This window comes from Rhizorhabdus antheiae, assembly GCF_049889055.1.
GTDB lineage: Bacteria > Pseudomonadota > Alphaproteobacteria > Sphingomonadales > Sphingomonadaceae > Rhizorhabdus.
On record NZ_JBLTWO010000001.1, the window covers coordinates 412,238 to 430,880 of the forward strand.

At 67.0% G+C, this 18,643-nt stretch carries 19 protein-coding genes; 13 read left to right on the forward strand and 6 right to left on the reverse strand.

All coding sequences use genetic code 11. From position 1 onward, the window contains the following. The first annotated feature begins 3 nt into the window (after window positions 1-3). From ACNI3R_RS01855 to ACNI3R_RS01915, 13 genes are read left to right on the forward strand one after another with little or no spacing between them, the layout of a single operon-like run. A complete protein-coding gene (locus ACNI3R_RS01855) occupies window positions 4-1,083 on the forward strand; it encodes an NAD(P)H-dependent flavin oxidoreductase (protein ID WP_426179425.1) in 1,080 nt (359 codons plus the stop codon). Then, the gene (locus ACNI3R_RS01860) at window positions 1,083-1,838 is read left to right on the forward strand and encodes an enoyl-CoA hydratase family protein (RefSeq protein ID WP_426179426.1); all 756 of its coding nucleotides are present in this window, start codon (window positions 1,083-1,085) and stop codon (window positions 1,836-1,838) included. The genes ACNI3R_RS01855 and ACNI3R_RS01860 overlap by 1 nt, the downstream gene beginning before the upstream one ends. 2 nt (window positions 1,839-1,840) lie before the next feature. Beyond that, window positions 1,841-2,992 carry an acyl-CoA dehydrogenase family protein gene (locus ACNI3R_RS01865; RefSeq protein WP_426179428.1) on the forward strand — a complete coding sequence of 384 codons (1,152 nt, stop codon included), beginning with the start codon at window positions 1,841-1,843 and terminating at the stop codon, window positions 2,990-2,992. A gap of 13 nt (window positions 2,993-3,005) precedes the next feature. Beyond that, window positions 3,006-3,992, forward strand: coding sequence for an acyl-CoA dehydrogenase family protein (locus ACNI3R_RS01870; RefSeq protein ID WP_426179429.1), 987 nt, complete (start codon window positions 3,006-3,008; stop codon window positions 3,990-3,992). Beyond that, on the forward strand, window positions 3,985-5,139 hold the full coding sequence (locus ACNI3R_RS01875; RefSeq protein WP_426179431.1) for an acetyl-CoA C-acetyltransferase: 1,155 nt from the start codon (window positions 3,985-3,987) through the stop codon (window positions 5,137-5,139). The genes ACNI3R_RS01870 and ACNI3R_RS01875 overlap by 8 nt, the downstream gene beginning before the upstream one ends. Further along, window positions 5,139-5,738 carry a gamma carbonic anhydrase family protein gene (locus ACNI3R_RS01880; protein ID WP_426179433.1) on the forward strand — a complete coding sequence of 200 codons (600 nt, stop codon included), beginning with the start codon at window positions 5,139-5,141 and terminating at the stop codon, window positions 5,736-5,738. The genes ACNI3R_RS01875 and ACNI3R_RS01880 overlap by 1 nt, the downstream gene beginning before the upstream one ends. Window positions 5,739-5,751: 13 nt before the next feature. Beyond that, window positions 5,752-6,666, forward strand: a complete 915-nt coding sequence (locus tag ACNI3R_RS01885; RefSeq protein ID WP_426179435.1) for an SDR family oxidoreductase — start codon at window positions 5,752-5,754, stop codon at window positions 6,664-6,666. Continuing rightward, complete coding sequence (locus ACNI3R_RS01890; protein ID WP_426179436.1) at window positions 6,666-7,784, forward strand: acyl-CoA dehydrogenase family protein; 1,119 nt, start codon at window positions 6,666-6,668, stop codon at window positions 7,782-7,784. Before ACNI3R_RS01885 ends, ACNI3R_RS01890 begins: the two co-directional genes overlap by 1 nt. Then, window positions 7,781-8,563, forward strand: a complete 783-nt coding sequence (locus tag ACNI3R_RS01895) for an SDR family oxidoreductase (protein WP_426179437.1) — start codon at window positions 7,781-7,783, stop codon at window positions 8,561-8,563. Before ACNI3R_RS01890 ends, ACNI3R_RS01895 begins: the two co-directional genes overlap by 4 nt. Further along, window positions 8,560-9,027 carry a MaoC family dehydratase gene (locus ACNI3R_RS01900; RefSeq protein WP_426179439.1) on the forward strand — a complete coding sequence of 156 codons (468 nt, stop codon included), beginning with the start codon at window positions 8,560-8,562 and terminating at the stop codon, window positions 9,025-9,027. Before ACNI3R_RS01895 ends, ACNI3R_RS01900 begins: the two co-directional genes overlap by 4 nt. A gap of 1 nt (window position 9,028) precedes the next feature. Continuing rightward, entirely contained in the window at window positions 9,029-9,415 is a 387-nt protein-coding gene (locus ACNI3R_RS01905) for a nuclear transport factor 2 family protein (RefSeq protein ID WP_426179441.1), read from the forward strand. Next, complete coding sequence (locus ACNI3R_RS01910; protein WP_426179443.1) at window positions 9,408-10,607, forward strand: thiolase family protein; 1,200 nt, start codon at window positions 9,408-9,410, stop codon at window positions 10,605-10,607. The genes ACNI3R_RS01905 and ACNI3R_RS01910 overlap by 8 nt, the downstream gene beginning before the upstream one ends. A gap of 20 nt (window positions 10,608-10,627) precedes the next feature. Further along, window positions 10,628-11,377: an SDR family oxidoreductase gene (locus ACNI3R_RS01915; RefSeq protein ID WP_426179445.1), complete on the forward strand. Its 750-nt coding sequence runs from the start codon at window positions 10,628-10,630 to the stop codon at window positions 11,375-11,377. A gap of 228 nt (window positions 11,378-11,605) precedes the next feature. Here ACNI3R_RS01915 and ACNI3R_RS01920 read toward each other — a convergent pair whose 3' ends face one another. The 6 genes from ACNI3R_RS01920 to ACNI3R_RS01945 form a co-directional block, all read right to left on the reverse strand. Further along, the gene (locus tag ACNI3R_RS01920; RefSeq protein ID WP_426179447.1) at window positions 11,606-13,765 is read right to left on the reverse strand and encodes a TonB-dependent siderophore receptor; all 2,160 of its coding nucleotides are present in this window, start codon (window positions 13,763-13,765) and stop codon (window positions 11,606-11,608) included. Window positions 13,766-13,930: 165 nt separating this feature from the next. Beyond that, entirely contained in the window at window positions 13,931-15,085 is a 1,155-nt protein-coding gene (locus ACNI3R_RS01925; RefSeq protein ID WP_426179449.1) for an acyl-CoA dehydrogenase family protein, read from the reverse strand. Further along, the gene (locus ACNI3R_RS01930; protein WP_426179451.1) at window positions 15,082-15,552 is read right to left on the reverse strand and encodes a nuclear transport factor 2 family protein; all 471 of its coding nucleotides are present in this window, start codon (window positions 15,550-15,552) and stop codon (window positions 15,082-15,084) included. Before ACNI3R_RS01930 ends, ACNI3R_RS01925 begins: the two co-directional genes overlap by 4 nt. Continuing rightward, entirely contained in the window at window positions 15,545-16,636 is a 1,092-nt protein-coding gene (locus tag ACNI3R_RS01935; RefSeq protein ID WP_426179453.1) for a DUF1214 domain-containing protein, read from the reverse strand. The genes ACNI3R_RS01930 and ACNI3R_RS01935 overlap by 8 nt, the downstream gene beginning before the upstream one ends. Next, window positions 16,633-17,409 carry an SDR family oxidoreductase gene (locus ACNI3R_RS01940; protein ID WP_426179454.1) on the reverse strand — a complete coding sequence of 259 codons (777 nt, stop codon included), beginning with the start codon at window positions 17,407-17,409 and terminating at the stop codon, window positions 16,633-16,635. Before ACNI3R_RS01940 ends, ACNI3R_RS01935 begins: the two co-directional genes overlap by 4 nt. After that, complete coding sequence (locus ACNI3R_RS01945) at window positions 17,399-18,640, reverse strand: NADH:flavin oxidoreductase (protein ID WP_426179456.1); 1,242 nt, start codon at window positions 18,638-18,640, stop codon at window positions 17,399-17,401. The genes ACNI3R_RS01940 and ACNI3R_RS01945 overlap by 11 nt, the downstream gene beginning before the upstream one ends. Window positions 18,641-18,643 lie beyond the last annotated feature (3 nt).

The following is an 18,643-nucleotide window of genomic DNA, read 5'->3' on the forward strand; positions in this document are numbered from 1 at the left end:
GCCATGGCTGATCCGATCGACACCCCCCTCACCCGCTTGCTCGGCTGCCGTTACCCCATCGTCCAGACGGCGATGGGCTGGGTCGCCACGCCGCCGCTCGTCATCGCGACCTCGAACGCGGGCGCCTTCGGCTTCCTCGCGGCGGCGGTGATGACGCCTGACGAGGCGCGCAAGGCGATTGCCGAGGTGCGCGCCGGGACCGACAAGCCGTTCGGCGTCAACTTCCACTCCTTCCAGCCGGGCGCGGCCGAAATCGTCGAGGCGATCCTGGAGAACGCGCCGCAGGTCCGGGCGGTAAGCTTCGGGCGCGGTCCCGACGCGAAGATGATCGCCCGCTTCAAGGAAGCCGGCATCCTCTGCATGCCGACGATCGGCGCCGCCAAACATGCCCAGAAGATGGTGCAGATGGGCGTCGACATGGTCACCGTGCAGGGCGGCGAAGGCGGCGGCCACACCGGCTCGGTGCCGACGACGATCCTGCTGCCGCAGGTGCTTGACGCCGTGCAGGTGCCGGTGATCGCGGCGGGCGGCTTCGGTGACGGTCGCGGCCTCGCTGCGGCGCTCGCCTTCGGGGCGGCGGGCATCGCGATGGGTACGCGTTTCCTGATGACCCAGGAAAGCGCGCCGCCCGACAATGTGAAGGCGCGCTACGTCAAGGCCGGGACTGACGACATTACCGTCTCGACCAAGGTCGACGGCCTGCCGCAGCGGATGATCCGCAACCAGGCGCTCGACCGGATCGAGCGATCGAGCGGGATCGGCCTGTGGCGCCGCGCGGTGGAAAGCGGCCTGCAGATGAAGCGCCAGACCAAAGCGAGCTATGCCGACATGCTCAAGGCCGCCAAGGGCATGACCAGCCATGGCGGGCTCAGCCTGCCCCAGGCGATGATGGCCGCCGCTGCGCCGATGCTGATCCAGCGCGCGGTGGTCGACGGCGATGCCGATGGCGGGCTGATGGCGACGGGCGTCGTCGCCGGTCGGCTCGGCGACCTGCCGACCTGCGAACAGCTTATCGAATCCACCATGGCCGAAGCGCACCAGAGACTGGCCGCGCTCGCCTCCCTCTCCTCCGGAGCCCGCTGATGCCGATCACGACCACCATCAAGGACCGGATCGCCGAGATCGTCTTCGACGTTCCCCCGGTCAACGCCTTCGACAGCACCACCTGGAACAGCATCCCCGCGATGGTGACCGAGGCCGGCCGCAACCCGGAGGTCAACGTCGTCCTGATCCGCGCCGCCGAAACCGCGCGCGGCTTCTGCGGCGGCGTCGACATCAAGGAGATGCAGGCCCATCCCGAGCGGATCACCGTCCTTAACCGGGGCAATTACCTGACCTTCAAGGCGGTCCGCGACTGCGAGGTGCCGGTGGTGGTCGCCGTCCACAAATTCGTGATCGGCGGCGGCATCGGCATTTGCGGTGCGTCGGACACGATCTTTGCCGCCGAAGACGCCTATTTCTCGCTGCCCGAGGTCGATCGCGGCGCTATGGGCGGCGCCAGCCATCTGTCGCGCATGCTGCCGCTGCACAAGGTGCGCGCGGCCTTCTTCACCGGCGGAAACATCCCCGCCGCCGAGATGCATCGCCTGGGCGCGGTCGAGAAGGTCGTGCCGCGCGAGGCGCTGGTTGAGGAGGCGCGCGCCTTCTGCGCGGTCGTCGCGTCGAAAAGCCGCAAGGCGCTGGTGATCGCCAAGGAGGCGCTCAACGGCCTAGAGCCGCGCGACGTCGACCATGGCTATCGCTTCGAGCAGGGCTTCACCCTGGAAATGTACATGCACGAGGACTCGCAGAAGGCGCGCGACGCCTTCGTCGAGACCGGCAAGGCGGCGACCTTCTGACCATGGACCTGACCTACACGACCGAACAGCAGGCGTTCCGCGCCGAAGTCCGCGCCTGGATGCGCGCCCATGTGCCCGCGCAGCCGCTCAAGACGCTCGAAGGCCGCGAAGGCTATGACCAGCATGTCGAGTGGGAGCGCAAGCTAGCCTCGGGCAATTGGGGCATGGTCACCTGGCCCGAAGCCTATGGCGGGCGCGGACTCGACCTGATCCGCTGGCTGATCTTCGAAGAGGAATATTGGGGCGCGGGCGCACCGCTGCGCGCGAACCAGAACGGCATATTCCTGCTCGGCCCGACGATCATGGAATATGGCACCGATGAGCAGAAGGCCCGCTTCCTGACGCCGATGGCGAAGGGCGAACTGATGTGGGCGCAGGCCTGGTCCGAACCCAATGCCGGATCCGACATGGCGGCGATCCGCACTGTCGCGGTCCGTGACGGCGACCACTATGTCGTCACCGGCCAGAAGACCTGGTCGAGCCGCGCCTCCTTCGCCGATTGGGGCTTCGGCCTGTTCCGGACCGATCCGGACTCGAAGCGGCACAAGGGCCTGTCCTTCATCCTGTTCGACCTCAACAGCCCGGGCGTCACCCGCCGCCCGATCCGCCAGCTGCATGGCGAGCCGGGCTTCGCCGAGCTCTTCTTCGACGAAGTGTGCGTGCCGGTGGCGAACCGCATCGCGGGCGAAGGCGAAGGCTGGAACGTCGCCATGGCGACCGCCGGCTTCGAACGCGGCCTGATGCTGCGCTCGCCCGCCCGCTTCCAGGCGATGGCGAAGCGGCTCGTCGAGCTCTATCGTCAGCATCGCGACACCGCGTCGCCCCAGGCGCGCGAGGCCGTACTGCAGGCCTGGCAGGATGCCGAGGCCTATACGCTCAACACCTATTCGGTCGCGGCGACGGTCATGGCGGGCGGGCATATTGGCGCGGAAGCCAGTCTCAACAAGATCTTCTGGTCGGAGCTCGACCGGGCGGCGCATCGCGCGGCGATGAGCCTGCTCGGCGCCGGGGCCGAACTGCGCTCGCTCGCCAATGGCAGCGAGAATAGCTGGCTGGAGGGCTATATCTTCTCGCTCTCCGGTCCGATCTACGCGGGATCGAACGAGATCCAGCGCAACATCATCGCCGAGCGCCTGCTCGGCCTGCCGCGCTGAGGGGGACGGCCACATGGATTTCCGTCTTACCCAGGACCAGATCGACCTCCGCGAGGCGATCCGCGACTATCTGAGCGGCGAACATGGCCCCGAGGTGCTGCGCCGCCTCGACGCCGACGGCAATCGCGATCCCGCCATCTGGGACGGCCTCGTCGGCATGGGCCTGACCGGTCTGCTCGTGCCCGAAGCCCAGGGCGGCCTCGGCATGGGGCTGGTCGAAGCCGCGCTGATCGCGATCGAGCTCGGCCGCGCCAACGTCTCCGAGCCGCTCGCCGACAGCGCCCTCGTGGCCGTGCCGCTGCTCGACGAAACACAGCAGGCCGACGTCGCGGCAGGCAGCCTCAAGGTGGCGCTGGGCCACCCGATCAATCCGTGGATTGCCGATCTCGACCAGGCGGGCCTGCTCTATGCGGGCGGTATCGCCAAGCCGGCCCCGGAGGCCGGCACGCCGATGGAAACGGTCGATCCGCTCCGCCGCCTGTTCGCGGCCCCTCCGAGCCCCGAGGATGACGCGCTGCTCGACCGGGCCGCGCTGATCTCGGCTGCACAGCTGATAGGCGCTGCCGAGCGGATGCTCGACCTCGCGACCGACTATGCCAAGACGCGCGAGCAGTTCGGCCAGCAGATCGGCCAGTTCCAGGCGATCAAGCATCATCTGGCGACCGTTGCGGTCAAGCTGGAATTCGCCCGCCCCGTCGTCCTGCGCGCGGCCTTCGCGGCGCAGAACGAGCATGCGCGGACGCCGATCCACGTCAGTCACGCCAAGATCGCGGCGACCGACGCGGCGATGCTGAGCGCCGAGACCGCGATCCAGGTCCATGGCGCGATGGGCTATACCTATGAGGTCGATCTCCATTTCTGGATGAAGCGCTGCTGGGCGCTCGCCGGCGCCTGGGGCGATCGCGCCTTCCACCAGCGCCGGATCGAGGCGGCCGTGATCGACGGCGGCATGGCGATCGGGCCCGACATGACTTTCGAAAGCGAGCTGCACCATGGCTGAAGCCTATATCGTCGATGCGATCCGGACCCCGACCGGCAAGAAGAAGGGCACGCTCGCGGGCTGGCATCCGGCCGATCTGGGCGCGATCCCGATCCAGGAGATCGTCAAGCGCACCGGCATCGATCCGAACGCGGTGGACGACGTGATCTGGGGCTGCGTCGACGCCATCGGTCCGCAGGCCGGCAATATGGGCCGCAGTTGCTGGCTCGCCGCCGGCTATCCCGAAGCAGTGCCGGGCGTCACCATCGACCGCCAGTGCGGCTCGTCGCAGCAGGCGATCCACTTCGCGGCACAGGCGGTGCTGTCGGGCACGCAGGACCTGATCGTCGCGGGCGGCGTGCAGAACATGAATGCGATCCCGATCTCGGCCGCGATGATCGCCGGCCAGGCCTTCGGCTTCGAGACTCCCTTCTCCACCTCGCCTGCCTGGGCCGCCCGCTATGGCCAGGAAGAGGTCAACCAGATCTACGCCGCCGAGAAGATCGCGCAGCAGTGGGACATCAGCCGCGAGGACATGGAAGTGTTCGCCGCCGAGAGCAACCGCCGCGCCGAAGACGCGATCGACAGCGGCCGCTTCGCTGCGGAGACCGTCGCAGTCGGCGGTCTGGCCGCTGACGAGACGGTTCGCCGGGGCACCACGCTCGCGGGCCTCGCCAACCTCAAGCCGGTCCGCGAGGGCGGCCGGATCACCGCCGGCGTATCGAGCCAGATCGCCGATGGTGCCGCAGCCGTGCTGATCGCGAGCGAGCAGGCCGTGAAGGACCATGGCCTGAAGCCGCGCGCGCGCATCCATCATCTGACGGTGCGCGGCGACAGCCCCATCATGATGCTCACCGCGCCGATTCCCGCCACGCGCCATGCGCTCGAAAAGACAGGGCTCAAGTTGTCGGACATCGACCTGGTCGAGATCAACGAGGCCTTTGCCAGCGTCGCGCTGGCCTGGGCCAAGGATCTCGGCGCTGACCTGTCGAAGGTCAACGTCAATGGCGGCGCCATTGCGCTCGGCCATCCGCTCGGCGCGACCGGTGCCAAGCTGATGACGACCCTGCTCTACGAGCTCGAGCGTCGCGGCGGCCGCTTCGGCCTGCAGACGATGTGCGAGGGCGGCGGCCTCGCCAACGTCACCATCATCGAACGGCTGGGGTGATGCCGGTCTATGCGTTCGAGGGATCGGTGCCGGTGGTCGACCCCGGCGCCTTCCTCCATCCCACCGCGTCGCTGATCGGCGACGTGATCGTCGGTCCGGGCTGCTATATCGGCCCGGGCGCGTCGCTGCGGGGGGATTTCGGACGCATAATGGTCGAGGGCAATGCCTCGATCCAGGACAATGCCACGCTGCACAGTTCGGCCGAGACCGACTGCATCGTCGGCTATGGCTGCACCGTCGCACATGGCGCGATCCTGCACGGCTGCACGCTGGGGCGACATGTGCTGGTGGGGATGAACGCAGTCGTCCTCGACGGCGCGGAGATCGGTGACGAGTCGCTCGTCGCGGCGCTCAGCCTGGTGAAATCGGGGATGCGGGCGGCCGAGCGCACGCTGCTGGCCGGCAATCCGGCGCAGGCGGTGCGGACGATCGATGCCGACAAGGTGATGTGGCGGATGGAGGAGGATGGCGAATATGTCCGCCTCGCCCGTCGCTCGCTCGCCGAACTGACCGAATGCGAAGCGCTGACCGCGCCCGAACCGGATCGCCGCCGCCCTGCGGGTGGCGCCCGTGCCGTGCGCCTGTCGCGCGCCAATTGAGAGGAAGACGCTAATGGGGATTTGCGAAGGACGGGTCGTGATCGTCACGGGTGCCGGGGGCGGCCTGGGCCGCGCCTATGCGCTCGGGCTTGCCGCCGAGGGCGCCAAAGTGATCGTCAATGATCTGGGCGTCGGTACCCATGGCGAAGCCGGCGAAACCAAGGGCGCTGCCGAGAAGGTCGTCGACGAGATCCGCGCGGCCGGCGGCGAGGCAATCGCCGACACGGCCGACGTCGCCGACTGGGAAGCGACGCGCGAAACGGTGCGCAAGGCGATCGACGCCTTCGGCAAGCTCCATGCGGTGGTGAACAACGCCGGCTTCGTCCGCGACCGCATGTTCGTCTCGGCGACGCCCGAGGAATGGGACGCGGTCACCCGCGTCCATCTGCGCGGCCATTTCTGCCTTAGCCGCCATGCGGTCGACCATTGGCGCGCGGAGCAGAAGGCGGGCCGTCCGGTCTCCGCACGCATCGTCAACACCACCTCGGGCGCCGGTCTCCAGGGCAGCGTCGGCCAGAGCGCCTATTCGGCGGCCAAGGCCGGGATCGCCACCCTGACGCTGGTGCAGGCAACCGAACTGGCGCGCTATGGCATCACCGCCAATGCGCTCGCCCCCAATGCCCGCACGCGCATGACGATGACCGCCTTTGCCGACACCATGACGTCGATGCAGGAGGCTGCCTTCGATCCCTATGCGCCCGAAAACACCGCGCCGCTCGTCGCCTGGCTGGCGAGCGAAGCGTCCGCACGCGTGACCGGGCAGGTGTTCGAGCCGTTCGGCGGCATCATCCGGATCGCTCAGGGCTGGACCGACGGGCCGACCTCGGCCGATCCGGGCCGCGCCCTTCGCGCCGATGAAGTCGGTGCCGTCGTCGAAGCGCTCGTCGCGGGCCGCGCGCCCGCCAAGCCCGTTTACGGAGCCGGCTGATGGCCCTGACGCTGACCGAAGACCAGATCGCCATTCGTGAGGCGGCGCGAGACTATCTCGCCGATCGCGCCGATTTCGAGCGGCTGCGCAAGACGATCGACAGCCAAGCCGGCTGGGACGAGGAGCTCTGGCTGGGCTTCGCACAGGAGCTTGGTTTCGCCGGCCTGGGCATCGCCGAAGAGGATGGCGGCATTGGCCTCGGCGCGATCGAACAGGCACTGATCCTCGAAGAACTCGGCCGGACGCTCGCGCCAATTCCCTGGTTCGAGAGCGTCGTCCTCGCAGGCGGCACCATCGCCCGCGCCTTTCCTGCGGACATGCGCAAGCCGCTGCTCGGGCGGATTGCCTCGGGAGAGGTCGCGACCCTCGCCCTGCGCGACGCGCGCGGCGGCGCCCTGCCCCACGGCATCGGCCCGCGCATCGTCGACGGCCGGCTGAGCGGCGAGGCCCATTATGTGTCCTTCGGCCACGCCGCCTCGATCCTGGTCGTCGCCACCGGCGGCGGCAATGGCTGGGACGATGTCGGGCTGGTCGCGATCCCCGCCGATCGGGCAGGCGTGACGGTCGATCGGGTCGTCTCGCTCGACCTCACCCGCCCGATGGCGATCGTGCGCTTCGATCGCGTAGAGCTGGCCGATGGCGAGTTTGTCGCCAATGCCGGCGCCGCGCTGCGCGAGGCGTGGACCGCTGCCGCCGGTCTGCTGGCATCCGAACAGGTCGGGGGTGCCGCGCGCACGCTCGACGAAACGGTCGCCTATTCGATGCAGCGCGTCCAGTTCGGTCGCCTGATAGGCTCCTTCCAGGCGATGAAGCATCGCATGGCCGACATGAAGCTGCTGGTCGACAGCGCCCGTTCCGCCGCCGACTGGGCCGCCCGCGCGATCGACGCCGGCGGGGATTTCGCCAAGGCCGCGCATGGCGCGCGCACCTATTGCAGCGATGCCTATCTGCGCTGCGCCGCCGACGGCATCCAGCTCCACGGCGGCATCGGATACACCTGGGAACATCACGCCCATCTTTTCTTCAAACGCGCCCGATCCTCGGCGACGCTGCTCGATCGCATCGACGAGCATCGCGACGCCATCGCCCGCGCCATCATCGACGAGGTCACCGCATGAGCCGCAGCGTTCCCCCCTATCCACCCGGTCGCAACCTGCTGGCCGGAAAGACCGTCGTGGTCACCGCCGCCGCGGGCACCGGCATCGGCTTCTCGGCCGCGAAGCGCGCCTCGGAAGAGGGCGCCACGGTGTTGATGAGCGACTTCCACGAACGCCGCCTCAACGAGGCCGCCGACCGGATCGCCGAGGCGACCGGAACGCGCCCGGCGGTCAAGCTGTGCGACGTCACCCGCGAGGAGGACGTCCTTGCCCTGCGCGATGCGGCGCTCGCCGAACTCGGCCATGTCGACGTGCTGATCAACAATGCCGGCCTCGGCGGCACGGCGAGCGTCGTCGACATGAAGGACGACGAGTGGAGCCGCGTCATCGACGTCACCCTGACCTCGGTCATGCGCATGAGCCGCGCCTTCCTGCCGCACATGTACGAGCGCGGCCAGGGAGCGGTCGTCAACAACGCCTCGGTGCTCGGCTGGCGCGCGCAGGAGGGGCAGTCGCACTATGCCGCCGCCAAGGCCGGCGTGATGGCCTTCACGCGCTGCTCCGCGATCGAGGCGGCGCGGCATGGCGTGCGGATCAACGCGGTTGCCCCGTCGATCGCGATGCACGCCTTCCTCGCCAAGGTCACGACCGACGAACTGCTCGCCGAATTGTCGAAGCGAGAGGCCTTCGGCCGTCCCGCCGAGGTGTGGGAAGTGGCGAACGTGATGATCTTCCTCGCCTCGGACCTGTCGAGCTACATGACCGGCGAAGTTCTGTCGGTGTCGAGCCAGCACGCATGACCGATACCCGCATCTTCGCCTCGCCGCGCGACCTGCTCGGCGCCGAGGGCACCCAGCTCGGCCCGACGCCCTGGCTGGTCGTCGAACAGTCGCGGATCGACCAGTTCGCCGAGGCGACCGAGGACCGCCAGTGGATCCATGTCGATCCGGAGCGCGCCGCAGCCGGCCCGTTCGGCAAGACGATCGCCCATGGCTATCTGACGCTGAGCCTCGCCAACGCCTTCCTGCCGCAGCTGATCGAAGTCCAGCGCGTCAGCCACGGCGTGAACGTCGGCATGGACCGCACCCGCTTCCTCGCCCCCGTGCCCGTCGGCTCGCGCATTCGCGGCACCGGCGAGATCGTGAAGGTCGAGGAGATCAAGGGCTCGATCCAGTCGATCGTACGGATTACCATCGAACTCGAAGGGTCGGAGAAACCGGCCTGCACAGTCGACACCATCAGTCGCTATTATCCGGAGAGCTGACATGCCCAATGCTGCAGATATGGTCCGTGCGGTCGAAACCTATGTCGCGGCGTTCGACGCCTGCGATCCCGAAATGGTGGTCGGCCTGTTCGCCGAGAACGCCACCGTCGAGGACCCCGTCGGCACTCCGCCGCATGTCGGCCATGACGCGATCCGTGCCTTCTACACCGCGTCGATGCAGGGCAAGCCCAAGCTCAATCTCGAAGGCCCGGTCCGCATTGCGGGCGACACCGCCGCCTTCGCATTCAACGTCGGCTTCGCCAAGCCCGGCATGCGGGTCGACGTGATCGATACGTTCCAGTTCAACGAGGCTGGCAAGGTCGTCTCGATGAAGGCCTTTTTCGGCCCGACCAACATGACCGGATTTGAAGGTATGCCCAATGCGTGAAGCCGTTATCGTTTCCACCGCCCGTACCGGCATCGGCCGGGCCTATCGCGGCGCGTTCAACGACACCGAGGCCCCCGTGCTGTCGGGCCATGTCGTCCGCGCAGCCGTCGAGCGGGCGGGGATCGATCCCGACCGGGTCGAGGATATCTTCCTCGGCGTCGGCACGCAGTCGGGTACGCAGAGCTATAATCTCGGCCGGCTGACGGCGGCGACTTCGGGTCTGCGCAACGCACCGGGCTTCGCGCTCGACCGCAAATGCGGGTCGGGCCTTACGGCAGTGGCGCTCGCCGCCCGCTCGATCATCGCCGACGATATAGACGTGGCAGTGGCCGGCGGCGTGGAATCGATCAGCCTGACGCTGACCAAATATGCCTCGACCTATCGCAACCGCTCGGAAGCGGTGATCGCCGCCGAACCGCATGCCTATATCCCGATGATCGAGACCGCCGAGATCGTCGCCGAACGCTATGGGATCTCACGCGAGGCTCAGGATGCCTTCTCGGCCGAGAGCCAGCAGCGCGCTGCAGCCGCGCTGGCCGAGGGCCGCTTCGCCGACGAGATCGTTCCGATCGCGGTGCGCAAGGCGCTGTTCGAGAAGGATGGCACCGCAGCCGGCCATCAGGACGTCGTGCTCGACCGTGACGAAGGCATCCGCGCCGACACGACCGCCGAAGGTCTGGCCGCGCTGAAGCCCGTCTATAAGGACGGCGCAATCATCAAGGAAGGCCGCCACATCACCGCCGGCAACGCCAGCCAGCTGTCGGACGGCGCCTCCGCGCAGGTCGTGATGTCGCGCGCGCTCGCCGAGAAGGAAGGCCTGCCGATCCTGGGCATCTATCGCGGCATGCAGGTCGCGGCCTGCGCGCCCGAGGAGATGGGCATCGGCCCGGTCTTCGCCATTCCGAAGCTGCTCGACCGCGCCGGCCTCAAGGTCGACGATATCGGCCTGTGGGAGATCAACGAGGCCTTCGCCAGCCAGCTGCTCTACTGCCGCGACAAGCTCGGCATCGATCCGGCGAAGCTCAACGTCGACGGCGGCGGCATCGCGCTGGGCCACCCGTTCGGCATGACCGGTTCGCGCCTCGTCGGCCACGCGCTGATCGAGGGCCGCCGTCGCGGCGTCCGCTACGCCGTCGTGTCGATGTGCATCGCAGGGGGCATGGGCGCCGCCGGGCTGTTCGAAATCGTCTGATAAACAAGAGGGGATACGCCATGGCAGGATTGCTAGAGAACCGCATAGCCTTCGTCACGGGCGGCGCGGGCGGGATCGGCGCGGCCACCGCGATCGCCTTCGCTGCCGAGGGCGCGAAGGTGGCGGTCGCCGATCTCAAGGACCCGTCCGAAACCGTCGCGACCATCGTGGCGGCCGGCGGCAAGGCCTATTCGATCGCGCTGGATGTCACCGACCAGGCGGCAGTCGAGGCAGCCGTCGATGGCGTGGTCGCCAAATGGGGCCGGCTCGACATCGCCTTCAACAATGCCGGCGTGTCGCTGGAGGATTATACGACCCCTTGGGAGTCGGTGGACCTCTATGACAAGGTCGTCGCGGTCAACCAGCGCGGCGTCATGCTCTGCATGGCGGCCGAACTGCGCCATATGGCTAAGCAGGGCTCCGGCTCGATCGTCAACACCGCGTCGGTTGCCGGCATGGTCGGCCTGGCCGGGGCCGGCTATTGCGGCAGCAAGCATGCCGTCGTCGGCCTTACCCGCTCGGCGGCAATGCGCTATGCCGCCGAGGGCATCCGCGTGAACTGCGTCTGCCCCGGCGCAATCAGTACGCCGATGACCGAGGCCGAGGGCCTGAGCGACCAGAGCCGGGCCTTCATGGCGCAGATGCATCCGATGAACCGCATGGGCCGCGCCGAAGAAATCGCCGACGCGGTGGTCTTCCTGGCCTCGGACAAGGCGAGCTTCATCACCGGCCATCCGCTCGCTGTCGACGGCGGCTATCTGGCGCGCTGAGTCGATCCTGGGCTTGCCGGATGGGGGGCGTCTGACCGGATGACCGGCGCGCCATCGGGCGATCCGGGCGCCCAAAACAGGCATATGTCCGCCGCTCCGCCGGCTGCTCGCCTGCCCCCGATCACCACAGCGGCTACGGGAGCGGAGGTGTCACGATGACCGCCGTCTGCGTTGCGAATAGCGCAGATGCGGCAGCCAATGTGAGAACAACCGGAAATGCCCAGCGTATCAGAAGCTGGCCCGCACTCCGACCGTAGCGGTGCGGGGAGCGCCCGGCTGCACCCACAGGGGCGAATAGCTGTTGGCATACCATTTAGTGTCGAACAGATTCTGCACCGAAGCGAAAAGATCGATGCCTTCACGAAGCTCCACATCGCCGAACAGTCGGAACAGCGTGTGCGACGGCAGGGTGAAGGCCGTCCCCGTCTCGCCCGAACGCTCGCCGACATAGTGAACGCCAGCACCCAATTGCGCCTCCCTGCCCGCGATCGCGAAACGCTTGGACAACTGAATGTTCAGACTATGATCCGGAATGTTGATGAGGGGATCGCCCGGCCGGATCTGGAAGGAGAAATTCGGGTCGCGCACGCTCGATCGCGCTTCGGCGTCGAGATAGGCGTAGCTCAGCAGCAGGTCGATGTCGCCCGGCAGGCGGCCGTTCAGGTCGAGCTCGACACCCCGGCTGCGCGCCTTTCCGATCGCGACCGAGAAGCCCGGATTGTTGGTGTCGCTGGCGAGCACGTTCGACTTTTCGAGCTGGAAGACCGCGAGCGTTCCGGTAAGGCGTCCGCCGAGCGCCGAGAGCTTCACCCCAGCTTCCATCGAGCGGCTCGTCTCGGGGTCGAAAATGCGTCCCGCGACATCGGTGCCAATGTTCGCGCGAAAGCCCTCGCCATAGGCCGCATAGAGCGTCAGCGGATCGGATAGGCGATAGACGATACCCGCCTGGGGACTGAAGCGCCCCTTGCTGCGGCGAGTGTCGATGCCGGTCAGACGATTGTCGGTGCGCAGGCGGAAATCATCATAGCGCCCGCCGATGCGGAGCTGCAGCCGGTCGGTCAGGCTCAGCTGGTCCTGGACAAAGATGCCGGTCGAACGCTGGACATCGAGCCGGTCGTTGAGCGGGGCGGGCACGGGGAGAGCGAAGCGACCATAGACCGGGTTGCGAATATCGATGACATAGCCCGCCTGGTCGGTCGTCGCGCCGGTGACGACAGGCGGGCGGAAGCGCCGGAAGTCCTGTTCATTCTCGAACACGTCATGATCCGCACCGATCAGGACGCGGTGCCGGAGACCCGCGGTCTCGAACTCGCCCGACAGCTCGGCCCGGACCACCCATTGGCGCGAATCATAGCGGCGCGACCGGCGCTGGCGCGACAGCGACTGTCCGTCGATGAACAGCTTCTGGCGCGATGGCACCAGTTCCGCGTCCGACGAGGTGCCCGTCAGCAACGTGTCGCGCAGGCTGGCGCCGACCAGCAGGCTCCAGTTGTCGCTAAGCTCATGCTGCAGGCGCAACTGATGGCCTGTTGCCCTCGCCACCGTGTCGCCGTCGCCCGGCTCGCCAAGGAAGCGGCTGCGCGGAACCGTATTGAAATTGTTGTTGAGGACGACGATCCCGCGATCGAATGGCACCTCGACCCTGGTCCATTCGAAATCATAGGTGAGACGGGTGCGCTCGCCGAGCGCAAGGCCGATCGAGGGGAGGAAGCCCCAGCGCTTCTCCTCGACGGTATCGCGGAAGGACTCCTTCTTTTCCGCATAGCCGATCAACCGCGCCGTCAGATTGCCCGAGAGCGCGACATTGGCATCGGCTTCGCCGCGAAAGCGGTCGAAGCTGCCATATTGGAGCGCCATGGTGCCGAAGCTTCGGCCTATCTCGGCCTGCTTCGTCACAAGGTTGACGGTGCCGCCCGGCTCGCCCCGCCCCAGCAGCGCCGCCGCAGGCCCCTTCAGAACCTCGACGCTCTCGATGCCAGCCACGTCGCGCTGGCCGCCGAAGCCCCGGCCACCGTTGAATCCGTTCACCAGATATCCGGTCGGAAGATTCTCGTCGCCCGCGAAGCCCCGCACCGCAAAGGAATCCCACAGACCGCCGAGCGTATTCTGTCGCGACACCGACGCGTTGAGGTCGAGCGCGTCGGTGAGCCGCAATATGACGTTCGCCTCCAACGTCTCCGCCTTGATACTGGCAATGGACTGCGGAATCTCGGCCAGGGTGAAATCGCCACGATAGGGCTGACGCACGCCATTGACGGTGATGTGCTGCTCCGTCTCCTCACCAAAGGCGTCGCCCCCGGCATCCTCCGCAAAGGCCGGAGCGCTGACGGTAGCCAGGGCAACTGCAAAGGCGCGGAGCGAATAACGGCGGCGTGACGCGAAATACATGATGTCCCCCAATCGGCTTGCACGGCGGGGACCGATGCGACCAGCCCCCGGCGGCGCCATGTGACAACATCACATTCGCGCGTCAATGAAATGTTGTCACATATCTATTGGGCATTCGAAAAAAGGCGGAGCGAGGCTATCCTCCGCTCCGCCTGACAAGGTCGGTCAAAGCTCTCCACGTGGTTCCCTGGGAAGACCAAGGCCGCGTTCTGCGATCAGGTTGCGCTGGATCTGGCTCGAGCCGGCGTAGATCGTGTCCGCACGGCTCGCCAGATGCATATGGGTCAGCTGGTTGAAGCGATAATGATCGCCCTCCGCCACCTCGCCCGAGAGGCCCTGAACATCCATCGCCAGATCGCCGAGATCGCGGTGCCAACGCGACCAATAGAGCTTAGAGGTCAGCGCCTCCTCGCCCAGTTCCTCGGTCGCCTCGTCCGACAGCGTCCGCACGAGACCATGGCGCATGACCTCCAGCCCGATCCAGGCATCTGCGATCCGGCGGCGCAGCGATGGGTCACGATCGGCGCCATTGGTGCGGGCGAGGCGGATCAGCGCCGTCAGTTCGTTGGCGAAGTGCATCTGCTGGACGACGGTCGACACGCCACGCTCGAAGCCGAGCGTCGCCATGGCGATCTGCCAGCCCTGCCCCGGCGCCCCGACGATGTTGTCGGCGTCGGTCACCGCGCCATCGAAGAACAGCTCGGCGAACTCGGCCTCGCCCGTCATCTGGCGGATCGGCCGGCGGACGATGCCCGGCTGATCGAGCGGCACGAGCAGATAGACGAGGCCCTTGGGCCCCCGGCTGCCCTCCTCACTGCGCGCGACGACGAAGGCCCAGTCGGCGATCATGCCGAGCGAGGTCCAGATCTTCTGGCCGTCGATGACCCAGCGACCGCCCTCCAGCCGTGCCTTTGTGCGGACATTGGCGAGATCGGACCCGGCATTGGGTTCGGAATAGCCCTGCGCCCAAAGTTCGCGGCCCGACACGATGCCAGGCAGGAACTTTGTCTTCTGCGCCTCGGTCCCGAAGGCGATGATCGTCGGCCCCGCCAGTTCGACCCCGACATGGGCGATGCGCGGCGGTGCGTGCAGGCGTGCATATTCCTCGGCGACCGCGACCTGCTCGGCGATGGTAGCGCCGCGACCGCCATATTCGACCGGCCAGCCGACCGCGCCCAGCCCCGCCTCGCCCAGCGCGATTTCCCACTGCTTGCGGCGATCATATTCGCTCGACAGATCCGCGATCCCGCGAATGTCGGCAAAGGGACCGTCGAGCGCCCGAGAGAGCCAGGCGCGGGCTTCTTCGCGCAGGCCGCTCATGCGAGGATCGACCGTGCGGTCACGCCGGCCTCACCCAGTTTGCCGTCCATGATGGTGCGCGGCTCATGCCGGGATTTCGACACGCGCCAGCCCTCCGGCGTGCGGACATATTCGTCATGATAGAAGCTGCCGATCAGGCGGAAGCTGCCGTCGCGCGGGTCGTAGGTCGAGAAACCCAGGCTCCAGCGCGCCTTTGCGGTGTCGGCGTCGATGACCTCGATCTCGCCATTGTGGATCTGGTGCACGTCGACGATCGGGCTGTGCAGCGCAATCTGCGTGAAGGCCTCGATCAGCCCGTCGGGACCGAATTTCCCGACGGGCTGGTAATCGAGTTCGGCATCGGGGGTGAAGCAGGCGCGGATGGCATCCACGTCCTTCGCATCGCACGCATTGAGATAACGGGCCTTCAGCCGGCGGATGTCGCTTTCCGCCTCCAGCCTTGCGATACGCTCTTCAAGATCAGCCATCTAACCTCACCACCTTGGTCTTCGGGACCGGATGCTCCTTGGCGCCGGTCCAGCGCAGCAGCATCGTTCCATGTTCGTGCCCGGCCGTGTCCACCCAATTGCCATGGCCGGGATCGCGCTCGGCGACGATGATCGTCACCGATCCGTCCGGGTTGGTCTTCGCGCTGTGCTTGTTCACATGGACGCGGTGGAAACGGTAATCGAGCGATTCCATCCAGATATTGTCGAGCTGGAAGTTCCAGAAGGTGCAGTCGGGCACCGGCGTCTCGATGACCAGAGCCTCGCCCGGCTCGAGCTTCCAATAGCCGTGCAGATAGAAGATCGTCGGATCCCCGCCGGCCTTGAAGAACATCGTCTGGTCGGTCGTCGCCAGCTGGTTGAGCTGCTCCTTCTTGAACAGGTCGGCCCAGTGCAGGAAGGTCTTCGCCGTTCCCTCGACGAAGGCCACCGCCTTGCCGAAGCTCTGCTCCAGCTTGGGCAGGCTCAGCGGCTCGGGCGTCGCGCGGGGCGGATCGATCGCCTCGATCTTCACCGTCGCCGGCTGCTCATTGTCGCGGTCGAGGAAGGTCTGGCGAACCAGCAGCATCGACGTGTCGTCGGCCAGCGGCAGCCAGTTGCCGTTCGCTTTCTCCTTCGACGCGATGATCTCGAAGCTGCCATCGGCTTCGAACACCATATCGGCGGAATCGATCTCGCCGGTCGACGCCATGGTGCCGTCGACCGCATAGCGGTTCGCCTTGGAGCCGAAGCTGAGGATCGGCACCGTGCCGCGCTTGCCGGTGATGCGATAGCGCCGCCCGCCGCTGATCGAGGCGTTCAGATAGAGATTGTCGGGATTATCCGCACCGATCTTCGCGGTCGGGTGCGACGCCTGGTAGAAGCCGGGAAAGTCGGTGTCCGAATTCTCCAGATGCATCTCCAGCGCGATCCGCATCAGGCGCGAGAGATAGCGATAGCCCTCCGCCTGATCGATCGGCGTGCCGGCAACCTCGGCGTTGAAGACGAGGTCGCCGGCCTTTTCAAGCCGGCGACAGAAATCGCGCCAGACCTCGCCCGGCGCGACCCGATCCACCCCTGCGCTCATGGCGCCATATACTGGCCGCCGTTGACGTCCAGCGACGCCCCGTTGACCACCTTGGAATAGTCGGAGACCATGAACAGGACGGCCTTTGCGCAATCCTCCTCGGGCGGGATGATGCCGAGCGGGATGCGGCCGGTGATCTCACCGACCACCTCGTCGCGGTCGCGTCCGCCAGCGACCTCGCGATCGATATGGCCCCACACCGGCGCGCCGCCGATCCAGCCCATGCGGGTGACGTTGACGCGGATGCCGTGACGCCCGAAGTCCTTTGCCATGTGGCGGGTCAGCGCATTCATGCCGCCCTTGCCGGCGGAATAGGCGCCCTCGCCCGGGAAGGGATTGACGGTCGACATGGTCGACACGTTGACGATCGCGCCCTTGGACTTCTTGAGCTCGTCGAGGCAGGCCTGCGCCATGCGCAACGCACCGGCGCAGTTGACGTTGAACACGTCGGCGAATTCCTCGGCATCGGCCATGTCGGTCGGCAGCCACTCGCCATGCATATAGGCCGAGTTGACGAGGCCATCGATGCGGCCGAACGCCTCGGCGGTCGCCTTGGCCAGCGCCTGGCACTGGTCGGCCTTGGTCACGTCGGTGGCGAGCGCGATCGCCTGGCCGCCCTTCGCCTTGATCTCGGCCACCACCTCGTCGAGGAACGCCTTGTTGCGCGCTCCGAGACCGACCTTGGCGCCTTCCGCGGCTGCGATCTTCGCCAGCGACTGACCCATCCCGGGGCCGACGCCGCTGATCACGATCACCTTGTCCTTAAGCAGCATGGTTGAGCTCCTCTCCAGCATATATTATGTTGAGCTTGGGATCGATCGCGTTGCCCGACAGGGTGCAATAGGTGCCGGCCGGGCCGTACATTACCGCCACGCAGCGATTGCAGGCGTCGCAGGCCGAGCGATGCGCGGCATCGGCCTGCCACTTCGACACCAGCGCCGGATCGTGGACGAGCGAGCGCGCCATCACGACCGCGTCGAAATTCTCGGCCAGTGCCCTTTCCGCGCCATCGAGCGACAGCACGCCGCCCAGATAACCGAGCTTGCACCTGACCGCCGCGCGCACGCGGCGTGCCGCATCGAGGAAATAAAGCTCGGAGAATTTCACCGTCTTGGGCGTCGCCATCTTGAGCAGGCGGAACTGCAGCTTGGCGAAGAAGCCGCGCTGCATCAGCGCCAGATCGTCATAAGGCAGCGGGCTGGAGAACATCACATAGCTCGACTCGATGTTCCGCCCGCCCGACAGCACCAGCATGTCCGCACCCGCCGCTTCGAGCGCTCTGGCGGTGACGATTCCGTCCTCGACCGTGGCACCGCCCTTGGCGCCGTCGTAGAGATTGATCTTGGCCAGCACAGCTATGCGATCGCCGACCGCCTGTTTCACGGCTGCAAGCACCTCGGCGGGAAAGCGTGCGCGCTTCTCGGCGGTGCCGCCATAATCGTCGCGCCGCTTGTTCGACAGCGGCGAGATATATTGGTTGAGCAGATAGCCATGCCCCATGTGCAACTCGACCGCATCGAAGCCTGCTTCGACCGCACAGCGTGCGGCGGCGACGAACTCGTCGCGCACCTGGTCCATGTCGCGGCGGTTCATCTGCCGCTGGAAGAAGCGGCCCATCATCACGCCCATCTTGTCGATGCCGCCCGAAGACGACATCGCGCGGGGCGTCGACAGCTCCTTGTGCTGCACGAAGCTGCCGCCATGGGTGATCTGGGCCGAGGCGAGCGCGCCTTCGGCGTGAACCGCGTCGGTGATCGCGCGATAGTCGGCGACGCTGTCGGCGTTCAGCACGCCCTGGCTGGCGAAGGTCCGCCCATCGGGCGACACCGCGACATAAGCCAGCGTCGTCATGCCAACCCCGCCCGCCGCCAGCCGACGATGGAACTCGAGCAGCGACTGGGTCGGCCGAGATCGATAGGTCATCATCTCGTTCGCGCCCGAACGAATGAAGCGGTTGCGGAGCGTGACGGGGCCGATCGTCACCGGGGTGAAGGCGCTGCCCATCGG